This window comes from Paenibacillus amylolyticus (assembly GCF_051136285.1).
In the GTDB taxonomy this organism is placed as follows: Bacteria; Bacillota; Bacilli; order Paenibacillales; family Paenibacillaceae; genus Paenibacillus; species Paenibacillus amylolyticus_F.
The window spans coordinates 512880-526614 of the sequence record NZ_CP194938.1 but is presented as its reverse complement, the minus strand read 5'-3'; the positions used below and the strand labels follow the sequence as shown (position 1 = coordinate 526614).

Annotated in this window: 12 protein-coding genes; 8 read left to right on the top strand and 4 right to left on the bottom strand. The window is 43.8% G+C overall.

All coding sequences use genetic code 11. The features are described from left to right. The first annotated feature begins 45 nt into the window (after positions 1-45). Together ACR8BL_RS02390 and ACR8BL_RS02385 are read left to right on the top strand one after the other, a co-directional pair. Positions 46-528 (top strand): hypothetical protein, encoded by a 483-nt coding sequence (locus ACR8BL_RS02390; RefSeq protein ID WP_434751129.1) that lies wholly within the window; start codon positions 46-48, stop codon positions 526-528. Positions 529-719: 191 nt separating this feature from the next. Then, positions 720-1304: a hypothetical protein gene (locus ACR8BL_RS02385; RefSeq protein WP_434751128.1), complete on the top strand. Its 585-nt coding sequence runs from the start codon at positions 720-722 to the stop codon at positions 1302-1304. A gap of 1037 nt (positions 1305-2341) precedes the next feature. Here the strand turns inward: ACR8BL_RS02385 and ACR8BL_RS02380 are convergent. Both ACR8BL_RS02380 and ACR8BL_RS02375 read right to left on the bottom strand, forming a co-directional pair. Next, complete coding sequence (locus ACR8BL_RS02380; RefSeq protein ID WP_434751127.1) at positions 2342-2536, bottom strand: hypothetical protein; 195 nt, start codon at positions 2534-2536, stop codon at positions 2342-2344. After that, positions 2500-4008, bottom strand: coding sequence for an alpha-N-arabinofuranosidase (locus ACR8BL_RS02375; protein ID WP_434751126.1), 1509 nt, complete (start codon positions 4006-4008; stop codon positions 2500-2502). The genes ACR8BL_RS02380 and ACR8BL_RS02375 overlap by 37 nt, the downstream gene beginning before the upstream one ends. A gap of 276 nt (positions 4009-4284) precedes the next feature. On the opposite strand from ACR8BL_RS02375, the gene ACR8BL_RS02370 reads away from it, so the two are divergent. The 4 genes from ACR8BL_RS02370 (at position 4285) to ACR8BL_RS02355 (ending at position 9986) form a co-directional block, all read left to right on the top strand. Further along, positions 4285-5223 (top strand): ArsR/SmtB family transcription factor, encoded by a 939-nt coding sequence (locus ACR8BL_RS02370; protein ID WP_434751125.1) that lies wholly within the window; start codon positions 4285-4287, stop codon positions 5221-5223. A 234-nt stretch (positions 5224-5457) separates the two neighbouring features. Continuing rightward, positions 5458-6306: a BglG family transcription antiterminator LicT gene (gene licT, locus ACR8BL_RS02365; protein ID WP_434751124.1), complete on the top strand. Its 849-nt coding sequence runs from the start codon at positions 5458-5460 to the stop codon at positions 6304-6306. Positions 6307-6463: 157 nt separating this feature from the next. Then, positions 6464-8428 (top strand): beta-glucoside-specific PTS transporter subunit IIABC, encoded by a 1965-nt coding sequence (locus tag ACR8BL_RS02360; protein WP_434751123.1) that lies wholly within the window; start codon positions 6464-6466, stop codon positions 8426-8428. A 91-nt stretch (positions 8429-8519) separates the two neighbouring features. Beyond that, positions 8520-9986, top strand: a complete 1467-nt coding sequence (locus ACR8BL_RS02355) for a glycoside hydrolase family 1 protein (RefSeq protein ID WP_434751122.1) — start codon at positions 8520-8522, stop codon at positions 9984-9986. 147 nt (positions 9987-10133) lie between these two features. Here ACR8BL_RS02355 and arr read toward each other — a convergent pair whose 3' ends face one another. Together arr and ACR8BL_RS02345 are read right to left on the bottom strand one after the other, a co-directional pair. Then, positions 10134-10550: an NAD(+)--rifampin ADP-ribosyltransferase gene (gene arr, locus ACR8BL_RS02350; protein ID WP_434751121.1), complete on the bottom strand. Its 417-nt coding sequence runs from the start codon at positions 10548-10550 to the stop codon at positions 10134-10136. 240 nt (positions 10551-10790) lie between these two features. Then, positions 10791-11675: a LysR family transcriptional regulator gene (locus ACR8BL_RS02345; RefSeq protein ID WP_434751120.1), complete on the bottom strand. Its 885-nt coding sequence runs from the start codon at positions 11673-11675 to the stop codon at positions 10791-10793. Positions 11676-11819: 144 nt separating this feature from the next. Between ACR8BL_RS02345 and ACR8BL_RS02340 the strand changes: the two genes are divergently transcribed. Both ACR8BL_RS02340 and ACR8BL_RS02335 read left to right on the top strand, forming a co-directional pair. Then, complete coding sequence (locus ACR8BL_RS02340) at positions 11820-12566, top strand: acetoacetate decarboxylase (RefSeq protein WP_434751119.1); 747 nt, start codon at positions 11820-11822, stop codon at positions 12564-12566. 13 nt (positions 12567-12579) lie between these two features. Beyond that, entirely contained in the window at positions 12580-13617 is a 1038-nt protein-coding gene (locus ACR8BL_RS02335; RefSeq protein WP_434751118.1) for a ketopantoate reductase family protein, read from the top strand. Positions 13618-13735: the final 118 nt, after the last annotated feature.

The window sequence follows — 13735 nt, the reverse complement described above, 5'->3', positions numbered from 1 at the left end:
AGTAAGCAAGTTAAAACGACAAAGAGAGCGAGGAACACAATGACGTTGACAGCACTATTATCTACTCTTGTATTGCTGGCATTAATTGATTCAACAAGTGTGGGTACTCTTTTAATTCCTATCTGGTTACTGATGACACCCGGGCGTGTTCGAGTAGATCGGTTTTTGATCTATTTATTCACAGTGTCCGGGTGTTACTTTGTTATAGGCCTCATCATCATGTTTGGAACGGATTCATTTGTGAACCAATATGCACCCCTACTGGAATCTCAGCCCTTTCTGTTAGGACAACTGGTGATAGGTATATTGTTAATGGTCATAAGCCAACTCATGGATACAAAAAAATCTCGTGCACGTGCGGCGGAACGTGCAGTAAGTGGGGAAGGTTATATTTTAAAATGGAGGGCGCGTGTTACGGGAGAAACGGTTTCCAGCAGAAGCTCTATTACTATACTTATTGGGCTTGCCCTGGCCGCGGTTGGACTTGAACTTGGAACAATGCACAGAACGCTACAGCCTGGATTGTAGGTATCGTTGGTTTTTTGCTGACGGTTAATGCTGTTTATGATTTAGGTTGGGTATAGTGAGACGTGTGGTATGAGCCTTGTTGACAGTACCTGTATCTTCCTGTTTTCAGCACATGGATGCGCTATTCGCACAGGCAAGTCGTCCACCCAACGCGTAGATTAAAGTAGATCAAGTTGAGTGAGGTGAATTCCATGGCTAAGACCAATGAAATACACGTCAAGGCAAAACGATTCAAGGATCGTCCGGTCTGCGTGACTCTTCATAATGGTGAGACGTACATCGGGTACATCTCTGGCGTGAGTAACGAGGGCGTAGAGCTTATCGGAGGAGGGAAATTAACACAAACTTCAACGACTCCAGGAAGAAAAACAGGTGCTGTACGGAGTAATACTCGTAAAATGAAATCCAAATCAACCGGGGCAAGTAAAAGCGCATCCTCCCCAAGCCGAAAAAAGGTCAATCATTCCCGCAAGTCATCCGTTCCATCTCGAGTAACTTCCCGTAGATCGTCGCGTCAAGCGCAAGTGTCATCTTTCATGCCGATGATGGGCTCTTTATTAGGTGGACTGGGCGGGGCAGGATCTTTCGGAGGTATGCTTGGAGGCGGTATGCGTCTATTCGGTATGATTCAGCGTTTTGTGCCTGTCGTGAAAATGGGCTACGGCATGATTAAACAAATCCAGCCGTTTATGGGTGCTGTGCAAGGTTTGGTGTCACCTGCAAGCCAGGCTCAAGCAAACGAGGCTGAAGCTGAAGCGGAAACCCAACGGGGGTAACAAGAGTAAACAAGTGTAGTGTCGAGAACATGTTGATGTAGTAAGAAGGAGAGAAGATAAGTAAGCGCTCCTAAGTCGCTATTATAGCGGCTTTTTTATCGTTTAAGTTTTTTCTGGAATATGATAAAGATTCAATAGAGGGAACTAGCTTCAGTGAATTCAGACTTTTAGAGTAGCTGGAGTATTATTAAGTATTAGTGATAAATTATTCCAAATAAGTGTTATGATATTTTTAGGTAAAATACAATATGCAATACATTTCTATGATCAAGAGGTGGGATACAGCAATGAAAAACAGAAACATAACAGGTATTGTAGTCGCCATAGTATATTGCATTGTTTTATATACTTTTTTAACGGATGCCCCACCTGGTGAATCTCCCAATAATCTCCGGTGGGTATACTTATTGTTACCGCTTGGAGCGATTGCGATTACGTCACTATTTGATTATGTAATCAAGTTCGATTTCTTCAGGAACAAGAAATGATCCTCAAAGCCTGTTCGATTAACTTTAAAAGCAGAATGTAAGATAACATGTAGGATAGATTTCTTTAATCATAGCAAGTTGCTCTCCGTACTTCATGCAAAGGGAAGTTTTTTCGAGCCAAAAGCGCTAACGATCACCAGGAAGCTGATTTGGATAGATATTGAGCTTTGAAAATTCTAACGATCCTGAGAGAGCTTATTTTGTTGAAAACACGAGATCTCACCTTGAAAAAAGCCGAATTGTCCAAAATAGCGTCTGCTGTGATCGTTAGAATAAAAAATGACCTCAATAGAGCCAAATAAGCTCCGCTGAGATCGTTAGAATTTAAGCTACATACTAGAATCTGTCTTGAAACTCACTGAAGTGCATCTTTTACCGTCTTTTCGACCCTGCTGCTGACGTGCTCCGGCACGCCTGCGGTAAACTTCCTGGCATGGAACAAAAATTCAGCAAAATTGGGTTCCTCCAGCGTATTCAGACACACTCTGGTTGGTTAGTGCTGTTAATACAACAAAACACAAGGTTAAAGGGGCTGTCCCAAAAGTCATGTTATGATTTTTCAGCCCCCACTTTAGACAGGAGTTCAAGCAAGAGAGAAGCCTTCAAACCCACTTTAGCGGTGGTTTTGAAGGCTTTTCCGTTCAACGTTTGGGACTGGCTTATCCGTCGGTACCCTTTTGGGACAGCTCCTTTTTGATCTTGCGCGATTAAGCTTGTTTGGTTTTCAAGCGGATCACGTTCCATGACGCTTTGCTCAGTACAGCTTGTACTTTACCTTGATCCACGGTTGTATGTCCGCCGTTGTGAGGCAACACGTTACGTGGATTTTCTTTGGTGTTGCTTGCTTTCAGATCGTTGTTTTCCAGGACAATGTGTTCCACAAATGTTGTTTCTCCGAAGGAACGAAGATCAATATTCAGTTCCATTGACTCATCGAGATGTCTGTTCACCGCAAAGATTGTGATGGTGCCATTTTCTTCATCATGTACACTGATGGATTCGAGATAAGGTACATCCGTAAAATCTTTGGAATCGTACTTAGGTGAAGATGTGATAGAACGCAACACGGTTCCACGTCCGAAGTTGGAAGCGTGCAGGAACGGGAAATACGTCGTTTGTAACCAGATTGCTCCGTTATTTTCGGTCATGATTGGTGCAATCGTGTTAATCAACTGCGCAAGGCAAGCCATTTTTACACGGTCAGCATGTTTAAGAATGGTAATCAGATAACAGCCTACTGCCAGTGCATCTTCATGCGTATACACATCTTCGAACTCAGGAGGCGCAATCTGCCAGCGTTCTTCCATACGGCTAGTGCCAATAGATTTCCAGACATTCCATTCGTCCAGAGAGAGCATCAATTTCTTTTTGCTACGTTTCTTCGCTTGTACAAAATCACAGATCGAAGCCACACTATCAATAAATTGATCCAGATCCAGCGAGGTCGCCAGGAAGTCATACGTGTTGTCTTTGTTGTTATTGTAATACTGATGCAGAGACAAGTAGTCTACATTTTCATAGGTAAGATCGAGCACGGTTGCTTCCCAATCTGCAAATGTTTTCATGTCACGGCTGGAGCTGCCACATGCAACGAGTTCAATCTCCGGATCAACCCATTTCATCGCTTTAGCTGTTTCATTGGCAATTCGTCCATATTCATACGCAGTCATCGCACCAATCTGCCAAGGACCGTCCATTTCATTACCCAGGCACCATGTTTTGAATTTATGCGGGTCTTTGTATCCGTGAGAGATACGCAGGTCACTCCAGTATGTGCCGGATGGGTGGTTGCAGTATTCAACCAGATTTCGGGCTGCATCGATACCCCGGGTTCCCAAGTTAACAGCCATCATTACTTCCGTACCTGCCAGCTTGGCCCAATCTGCAAATTCGTTCGTGCCCACTGCATTGGTTTCAATCGTCCACCATGCCAGCTCAAGTCTGCGTTTACGTTCAGCTACTGGACCAACTCCATCTTCCCAGTTGTAACCGGATACGAAATTGCCGCCCGGATAACGAACGATGGGCACATTGAGTGCTTTAATCGCTTCAATCGCATCCTGACGGAAGCCTTGTGCATCCGCAGTTGGATGACCTGGATCATAAATACCACCATATACGGCACGTCCCAGATGTTCTATAAATGAACCGTAGACACGCGGGTCTACTTCAGCAATCTGAAAATCTTTATCGATCAGCATTTTGGATTTAAGCATAATGAAAACCTCCATAAGTTTGGTTTGTGATTCCATATCATCGTTTGTCGTGTCATATGATGTCGCTAACCTATATTGAATTCGTCTAAAAGCAAAATCAATATATTTGATTTGTTATCTAATATGTATCATAATGCGAATATACAGAGCAAGTTCATTTTACAGAGTTCGCTAAATAGCGAATCCTAACCCTTTATAAACAAGATCGAATTAACCCACAGAACAGAAGCTGGATCACCAATGAGATATCGAATATAAATCAAGGAAGTGGATTCTATGATGCTTGGAACAGATGCATCTTCGCTGCTTATCTATGAGGCATTAGCCAGTGAAGCCCGTTTAAATATTGTGCGCCTGTTGCTGCAAAACCGAGAAATGCATATTAATGCTCTCGCTCAAGAGCTTTATTTGAGCAAAGCCATTGTGAGCACACATGTTAGCAAGTTGCAGAAGGCAGGCATTGTAGGCAGCCGAATGAAACGGGAGAATGGCGGGACTTATAAATATTGTTTTATCGTGCAGGAGTTTATGACCATCCAATTGTCGCCAGCCGAGCCCGCTGATGCTTCTTATCATGAAGTATCCATCCCGGTTGGGCATTACACAGATTATGAAGCATGGCCGACCTGCGGGCTCGCAACGACGACTCAAATGATCGGACAATATGACACACCCGCCTGTTTCATGGACCCCGATCGCGTTAACGCGGCAATTCTTTGGATGGCACGAGGTTTTCTGGAATATAAGATTCCCAATTATCTGCATAATGATCAGTATCTTCGGGAGATTGAGATCTCACTCGAACTTAGTTCGGAGGCGCCCAAGGTCAATGAAAACTGGCCATCAGATATCCGTTTTACGCTTAACGGTAATGATCTCGGTACATGGACAAGCCCGGGTGACTTCGGAGATCGGAAAGGTAAACATACGCCATTGTGGTGGAAGTTAGATGTTAATCAGTATGGCGTGCTGAAGGTGCTTCGTATCAATGATGAAGGTACGTTTATCGATGGTCAGCGTATCTCGGATGTTTCCATCTCGGACCTGAAACTGCAAACAGCTACCTATTGGACGTTTGGATTGAAGCCGGAAGAAGGTGCAGCAGACCGAGGGGGGGTTACGCTATTTGGCAAAGGGTTTGGCAACTACGATCAAGACATTTTAATTCGATACTATTATGATGAGGCCAGGGAAAACAAAACTCCGAATGTATAAAAAGTGGCTTTTGTTATCAATTTATATAAGACAGTGCAGCAACTGACTTAAACGAAACAGATCATCATTCCAGAGTTATGGTATTGACAACGATTACATAGCTGGTTTAGAATACAGCTAAATAAGGAGTGTCACTGATTCGATCAGGCACCACCACAGTCTGGATATCACAAGTTTGTTTGCTTGTGTATCGGACCAGGGTGGTGCTTTTTGCATATAGGGGGTGAGAACATCATGAGGTTCAAAAAATCGTTAAACAACAACATCGCTCTGGCGGAAGACGCCGAAGGCTGTGAAGTCATTGTCATTGGGACGGGTGTAGGCTTCAAAAAAGTAAAGGGACAGCCCATCGAGCAAAGTCAGATACAGAAAACGTTCCGAATCGGCTCGAATGATAAATATCAGCGAGTTGAGCAATTTCTAAACGATATCCCTCTGCAAGTTATCGATATCACGGATCAAATTATAGAAGAAGGCAGGGAGATGATCGGAAAAAAGCTGAATGACTCCATTCTATTAACGCTTGCAGATCATATTCATTTTGCTCTGGATCGTTTCAGAAAAGGCGTGGATATGCAAAATCCGCTTCACTGGGATATCCGCCACCTGTATCCTGCGGAATACCGTGCGGGAGAATTGGCAGTGCAACGGATTAATGAAGCTTTTCTAGTTACTTTGCCTGCTGGTGAGGCCAGTTCCATTGCTCTTCATTTTGTGAATTCGCAATTTGATTCCGGTAGCATGAACCAGACGATCAAGATTACACAGATGATTAATGATATTTTAGGGATCATGACAGATCATTTTGGAATGGTATTGAATCAGGAGTCTGCTGATTTTTCCAGATTCATCACTCATCTGAGGTACTTCATCGTTCGGCAAATGAACCGGGAGGTGCTCTCATTCAAGGATCAGCAGTTTTTATATGATGTATTGTCGGAACGTTATCCTGATAGTTTCCAATGCGCACTCAAAATCAAGGAGGCAATGGAGCAACAGCGCGGATTCACAATTACTCCCGATGAGATGGTATACCTTATGATTCACATCGAGAGAGTGACATCCCGTACCGATGCGGGTTGATCTCAATACAGCTTTTGGAAGGGATACCATCACCAAGTTGAATTCAATATGGAGTGTTACTGATACGATCAGGCACCACCAAATGTTTCCGATTTCGCTACTGTAGCGGGGCGGGTTTACATTTGGTTTTTTTTTCGCCAAAAAAGGAGGAAGCAGCATGAATCACCAGGAGTTGTCCAAAGAAATCATCCGTTTAACAGGAGGGCAGGAAAATATTACACAAGCCTGGCATTGTATCACTCGATTGCGCTTTAATGTGCGTGAAGAAAAGAAAGTGCAACTTGAACAGATTCGTACACTGGATGGTGTCCTTGGGGCACAATTCCAAAACGATCAGTTCCAGGTTGTGATTGGCAACAAAGTTGCTGCCGTCTATGAAGAGTTGGAGGATCAGTTGAAACAAGGTGGTACAACACAGACAGAAGCAGAACCGCCACGTTCAAGAGGCATTAATGCAGTACTGGACACAATCTCGGGCATTTTCACCCCGATTTTGCCAGCGATTGTAGGCACCGGGATGCTTAAGGGGATTCTCGCATTACTTGTGACTTTGGGAGCGATTCAGGAGACGAGTGGTGAATATCAGATTTTGGCGTCCATAGCCAATGCGGCTTTTTATTTCTTGCCTTTCCTGCTTGCGGTATCGTCTGCACGGAAGTTTAAAGTCAATGAATATATCGCCTTGACCCTCGCAGGCACATTATTATACCCGACCATTTTGAATGCATATTTGGAAAATCATCTGGAACCGATTCGTTTTCTGTCACTGCCCGTGTCAATCGTGAATTACACCCAATTTGTCATTCCGATTATCCTCGGAGTTTGGCTTCTCAGTTATGTACATCGCTGGGTGGATCGCTTCATTCCTGGTCCGGTTAAGGTGATTTTCACATCAATGATCGTGCTGGTTATTACGGTTCCGATTCTGTTAATCGCCATCGGGCCGCTTGGTAATTACATCGGCATCTATCTGGAGATCGGTACATCCTGGCTCTTTGCTCACTCGGGCCCATTAACAGGAATCGTGCTAGGCGGACTTATGCCAGTGATCGTTATGACGGGTATGCATTATGCGTTTTTCCCGGGAACATTACAGAATTTGAGCAAGCTCGGTTACGACGTGCTGTTACTGCCGCTTAACCTTGTAGCTAATATGAGTCAAGCTGGCGCCGTAATGGCAGTATTCCTCAAAACCAAAAACAAATCAATGAAATCGATTGCTTTATCCAGCGGTATATCTGCTTTTCTGGGCATCACAGAACCTGCAATCTATGGTGTAACGTTGAAGCTGAAAAAGCCGTTCTATGCTTCGATCATCGGTGGTGCAGCCGGCGGTGGATTTATTACAGCAGTAGGGTTAAAATGTTTCGGTTTTGCCGTTCCGGGTCTGTTGTCCCTGCCTTTATACATTGGTCCAAATGGGGGCATGGCGAATTTCTGGTATGCACTCATCGGTGTGGGCATCAGCTTTGTTGTTTCCTTTACAGTGACCTTGTTGCTTAAGTGGGATGAACCGAATACGCAGCAAGCTGCTGTGCCAAGTTCCTCCGAGCAGGGAAGCGCAGCTGAGTTAACAGAAGAAAAAGCGACTATAGCTCCAACAACAGATCGGTCTAATCGAGAACTTGCACCCCCGCCTGTAAGCGTTCATTCGATTGAGGAAAAGAAAGGGGAAATATTCAGCCCGCTTACTGGTGAACTGGTCTTACTTAAAGAACTGCCTGATCCTACGTTTGCAGAAGAAATGACGGGAAAAGGCATTGCTATTTATCCAAAAGAGGGCCGTGTAACGGCACCTTTTGAGGGAACGGTCACAATGATTGCCAAGAGCAAACATGCCATTATGCTGACTTCCTCCAGTGGAATCGATATTCTCATTCATGTTGGACTGAATAGCGTGTCACTTAAAGGTCAGTTTTTTGACGCAAAGGTGGTTACCGGACAGAGGGTGAACAAGGGAGATTTACTGTTGGAGTTTGATATCGAGAGCATTCAAGCTGCAGGTATAGATCTGATCACCCCGGTCATTGTCGCCAACACGCCAGATTATCTTGATGTAGTCCCTGTTCAGGTGAAGGGGGTGATTCCAATGAATGAATTGCTGCTGCTCACCGTTCGTTAAAAGCTTATTACAAAACGAATGAAGGATTTCTATTGTACAGTGAGTTTTAAAATCTAACGTTATATTTACACAAAAAAGGAGAGAAACCATCATGACACAACCAACAAAACACACATTCCCTAAAGGATTCCTATGGGGCGGAGCTACCGCTGCCAATCAGCTAGAAGGCGCATTTGATGCTGACGGCAAAGGACTTTCCACCTCTGACATGGCGCCATATATTCCGCATGAGGACCGCAATGGTAAAGATTTTACGTTTGACGTAAACTCCGTTGAACTGGAACAGTATTTAAGTGGCAGTACGAATGTGTATTTTCCGAAGCGCAATGGGGTAGATTTCTACCACCGTTACAAAGAAGATATCGCATTGTTTGCCGAGATGGGGTTCAAAGTATTCCGTCTTTCCATCGCTTGGCCGAGAATTTTCCCGACAGGAGAAGAAACCGTTCCAAATGAAGCAGGGCTTGCCTTCTATGATAAAGTGTTTGATGAATTGTTGAAATATGGCATTGAGCCGCTGGTCACAATCTCACACTATGAAATGCCAATTGAGTTAACCCGCAAATACAACGGCTGGGAATGCCGTGAGATGATTGATTTGTATTTGAAATTTGCGAACACACTGTTTGATCGTTACAAAGACAAAGTAAAATACTGGATCACCTTTAATGAAATGAATATGATGCTGACCAGCTTGTATACGGGCGGCGGAATTTTGGAAGATAAAATCAAAGGTACACCGGAGCAGGTAGCCTATCAGGCAACACATCATCAGTTTGTAGCTAGTGCGCTGGCTGTAAAAAGCGGTAAAGAAAAAATGCCTAATGCCCAAATCGGCTGTATGATCTGCCGTCTGGAGACATACGCTGCATCCAGCAAACCGGAAGATGCTCTGCAAACCATGAAGGAAGATCAGATGAACCTGTTTTATCCGGAAGTACAGGCGCGTGGTGAGTACCCGTCCTACATGCAAAGATATTTTAAAGAGCAAGGCATTGAACTGGTGAAAGAACCTGAAGATGATGCGATTATCCGCGACAATACCGTTGACTTTATTGCATTCAGTTATTACATGACGTATATCGGTAAATACGATCCGAACGACAACAGCAACTCTGGTATGCTGGTAAGTCAGATCAAAAACCCGCATCTGAAAGCCACGGAGTGGGGATGGCCAATCGATCCAATCGGTCTTCGCATCGCGCTGAACCGGTTGTATGATCGTTATCGTATGCCGCTCTTTATCGTAGAGAACGGGCTCGGCGCTACGGACACGCTCGAAGAGGACGGATCTGTACATGATCCTTATCGCATTGATTACCTGCGTAGCCACATCGAGCAGATGAAAGAAGCGGTAGCTGACGGTGTGGAACTAATGGGTTTCACCAGCTGGGGACCCATTGATATTATCAGCTGCTCTACATCCGAGATGGGTAAACGTTATGGCTTTATCTATGTTGATCAAGACAACGCGGGTCATGGTTCGCTGGATAGAACACGCAAAGATTCATTCTACTGGTACAAACAAGTCATTGAATCGAATGGAGAGATCCTCTAAACGTCCGAAATATGGAATGTATACTTCTAACCTCAAAACCGAAGATATACAAATCCATTAAACAATATAATTATGTCATGCAAAGCAAAAGAAGGAGGGCCTACAAAAACAGGCCACTCCTTTTTTTATTATCAGCTCGTTCATACATTAATCATAGATTACATTTTTTCCTTCATCACTTAACTTTTTCAGAGATGAAGTCATATGATGTATCTCTTCATCGGTGTGTCTTTCCCATGAGGCTAATTCAGCAACTATTTTTAACGGAGATTTAGAACGATAGGATCGCGTAGGGTTTCCCGGGAATCTCTTATCCGTTACGTTGGGATCATTTTCGAATTCTCCTAATGGCTCGACAATGTAGATTCTTTCTTTTGCACTCGATCTGGCAAGTTCAGCACCCCATTTGGCAGCATTTAATGTTCCAGTAAAGTAAATGTGATTTGACTTTTTGTCTTGATAATTGGATAAAAATTGTGGCTCTAATAAATCGCCAATGTTCAGTTCTGCTTTGGTACCATGAAAAAAAGAACCTGGATCTAAAACCATTTTTTTGTCGTCCATATGACACACCCCAACTTTATAGATTTGTATTTAGCAGTATAGTGCAGGCACTGGTGAAAAAAACAGTCTGTTATCTAATTTTTAAAAACGTTATAATGGAAGTAGAGAGAAGAGGATCGGGCAGATCAGACCATGAATTGTTATATTGAAATTCTTAAGCCGCTAATTTAGCGGCTTTTTTGTTGTTACTATGAAGCGGTAGAAGCTGGTTACTAGTACGTGTTCAAGTACCTTCCTTATTCAAATCTTAAACATCGATGCATTCGATGCATAGTACGAGACAATAAAGTCACGAAATTGTGCCAAGTACGGCGACAAGTTTCGATGTCTCACCCATGACAAGCTGATTGGATAAACCACGGCATCGTCAGCAATGGGTACATAGTGCAGTCCAAGATTACGACAGACGGAGACCGGCAGCAAAGCAACACCCCGATCTAGCCTAATAATCTCGACCAATGTATGTGAATCAACCTCAAAAGCCAGATGTGGAACAAAACCAGCCTTCTCACATAACATCGTGGTAAATCGGCTGTATTCATCATTATTGGCGAGAGACAGAAAAGGTTCGTTGGCAACCGCATGTAATGAAATTTCCTTTTCCGCGCCATAAGCGTGGGCGTAAGGCAGGACAAGCACAATATGTTCCTCAACAAGCACACGGCTTGCAATCTCCTCATCCTGAATGGGGTGGCCCGTGATCCCCAGATCAATATCTCCTTTTTTCAGCTGCATCCTAATATCACTACGGCTTGCAATCCCTTGATGGAGCTGAGCGCTTGGACATACTTCGATATATTCACTAATTAGCCCCGATAGAAACCTCGAATTCGAGATCGCAATACGGATTAACTTTGACAGCTCGTCATCTTTTTGGTGGATGGCCAGCTTTGCATTTTCCAGTTCAATAAAAATCCGGTTGACATGCTTCAGCAAAATTTCTCCCGCTGCATTCAATTCGATGTTCCTGCCTTTTCGATGAAAGAGGGGTGTACCAATTTCGTCCTCCAGGCGCTTGATCGTTAAACTAAGTGAAGGCTGGGCAATATTTAACTGAGCAGCAGCTTTCGAGATATGTTGCGTATAAGCCACAGTTTGAAAATATTTTAGTTGGAGCAGCTCCATTTATATACACCCCTTATTTATTTTAATAAATATATATAGTACTTATTATGTATTATATTAAATTTAAAGAAAGTTGTAGACTTTATTTATAGCAAACAAATAACACAATCAACCAATCATTAATGTAAAGGCGGTGTCTTTTTCATGAAAATCGATGTGCACAATATTGCAAAAAACCTGAACACACCTTTAACGGCTCCGGCATATCCCATGCCACCTTATAAATTCGTCAACCGTGAGTACCTGAATATTATCTACCGAACAGATGAAAAAGCTCTACGCGCAGCCGTTCCCGAGCCATTGCAAATCACCGAACCACTCGTGAAATTCGAAGTGATGTGGATGCCGGATGTATCTGGACTTGGCGCATACACCGAAGCTGGACAGGTTATTCCGGTACAGTTCAATGGAGAAGATGGGGATTATGTGCATTCCATGTACGTGGACAACTTTCCCGCGATTGCGAGCGGACGAGAATTAACGGCCTATCCAAAAAAGCTCGGTGCTCCCAAGCTGTATACGGACTCTGACACACTCGTGGGCACACTCGACTATGGTTCACTACGCGTAGCAACAGCAACGATGGGTTTCAAACATGTGGAGATGGACAAGGAGCTTGCGATAAAAGAAATCTGCCGTCCCAATTTTATGATCAAAATTGCTACAGATTATACCGGGAATCTGCGCATCTGCGACTTGATCCGTACCCAAATTACCGATATCGAGGTGAAGGAGGCTTGGACTGGGCCAGCTCGCCTGCAACTGTTTGAGCATGCACTTGCACCTTTGGCAGATTTGCCAGTGCTTGAAGTGGTGTCCGCTTCGCATATCCTGACGAACTTAACTTTGAATGCAGCCCAACCTGTATATAACTATCTGGACGAAAAATAAGGAGGCAACACATATGAGAATTGCAATTGTAGGTGCAGGGTCACTAGGAACCATCGTGGGTGCTTATCTGGCAGATGGCGGAATGGATATGGAGTTAATTGATGCGTATCAGAAACATGTCGATGTTCTGAATCAGACAGGAGCAAAAGTAACCGGAACGACCGAGTTTCAGGCCAAAGTTAAGGCAATCACCCCTGAACAAAAGTCTGGCCAATATGATCTTGTGCTGTTGTTAACGAAACAATTGTACAATGAGTCTGTATTGAAAGAATTGCTTCCATATCTGCATGAAGACAGTGTCGTATGTTCTCTGCAAAACGGGATTCCGGAAGACAACGTGGCATCGATCGTTGGAGCTGAACGGGTCATCGCGGGTTCGGTTGAGTTTGGCGCTACATTTATGGAACCCGGCGTATCCAGTCTGACCACGGCGTATCCTCAATTCAAGCAGTACGCATTCCAGATCGGAGAATTGAATGGAGAGACGACCGAGCGAATTCAGCGTGTAAAAGAAGTGCTGGATCTGGTTGGCGGTACACATATCTCGGATAATCTGGTAGGAACGAAATGGTCAAAACTGCTGATCAACAATGCTTTTAGCGGATTGTCTGCGGCACTGAATGGCACGTATGGAGATATTCTGGATCATGAAGCTGGTATTCGAAGTGCGGTTCATATCATTGACGAAACGATCAAGGTCGGACATGCGAATGGTGTTTCTTTTGTCACCATGAACGGATTCGATATGGCTTCACTAGAGCTGCAGAGCGAAAAGGAAATCCCCGCACGTATGCATACGTTACGTCATGTGATGGAACCTTCCAGACTGCTTAAAGCGAGCATGTTGCAGGATCTGGAGAAACAACGTAAAACGGAGATTCATTATATTAACGGCGTAGTTTCGAGCAAGGCTAAAGGTACCGGGATTGCAACACCGTATAATGATATGGTGGTTAAACTGGTTCAAGCCGCAGAAGAGGCACATAACGTACCTGAGTTTAAGACAAACATTCTTGCTTTTGAACAGCTTTTGAAAGAATCACGGGTCTAAGGCTTGATGAATCTCACCAGTTTATAAACTGTCCTTCATATAAATAATAAGAATAATGTAAATAAATAAAGAAAGAAGCCTTTCCATTTCATGGTTTTAAGAAGTAATCATGAGGTGG

What these genes read in the sequence shown, in the direction of transcription:
- ACR8BL_RS02385 (WP_434751128.1), top strand. Translation starts at nt 720, where the DNA reads ATGGCTAAGACCAATGAAATACACGTCAAGGCAAAACGATTCAAGGAT.
- ACR8BL_RS02380 (WP_434751127.1), bottom strand. Translation starts at nt 2,536, where the DNA reads ATGGAACGTGATCCGCTTGAAAACCAAACAAGCTTAATCGCGCAAGAT.
- ACR8BL_RS02375 (WP_434751126.1), bottom strand. Translation starts at nt 4,008, where the DNA reads ATGCTTAAATCCAAAATGCTGATCGATAAAGATTTTCAGATTGCTGAA.
- ACR8BL_RS02370 (WP_434751125.1), top strand. Translation starts at nt 4,285, where the DNA reads ATGATGCTTGGAACAGATGCATCTTCGCTGCTTATCTATGAGGCATTA.
- licT (WP_434751124.1), top strand. Translation starts at nt 5,458, where the DNA reads ATGAGGTTCAAAAAATCGTTAAACAACAACATCGCTCTGGCGGAAGAC.
- ACR8BL_RS02360 (WP_434751123.1), top strand. Translation starts at nt 6,464, where the DNA reads ATGAATCACCAGGAGTTGTCCAAAGAAATCATCCGTTTAACAGGAGGG.
- ACR8BL_RS02355 (WP_434751122.1), top strand. Translation starts at nt 8,520, where the DNA reads ATGACACAACCAACAAAACACACATTCCCTAAAGGATTCCTATGGGGC.
- arr (WP_434751121.1), bottom strand. Translation starts at nt 10,550, where the DNA reads ATGGACGACAAAAAAATGGTTTTAGATCCAGGTTCTTTTTTTCATGGT.
- ACR8BL_RS02345 (WP_434751120.1), bottom strand. Translation starts at nt 11,675, where the DNA reads ATGGAGCTGCTCCAACTAAAATATTTTCAAACTGTGGCTTATACGCAA.
- ACR8BL_RS02340 (WP_434751119.1), top strand. Translation starts at nt 11,820, where the DNA reads ATGAAAATCGATGTGCACAATATTGCAAAAAACCTGAACACACCTTTA.
- ACR8BL_RS02335 (WP_434751118.1), top strand. Translation starts at nt 12,580, where the DNA reads ATGAGAATTGCAATTGTAGGTGCAGGGTCACTAGGAACCATCGTGGGT.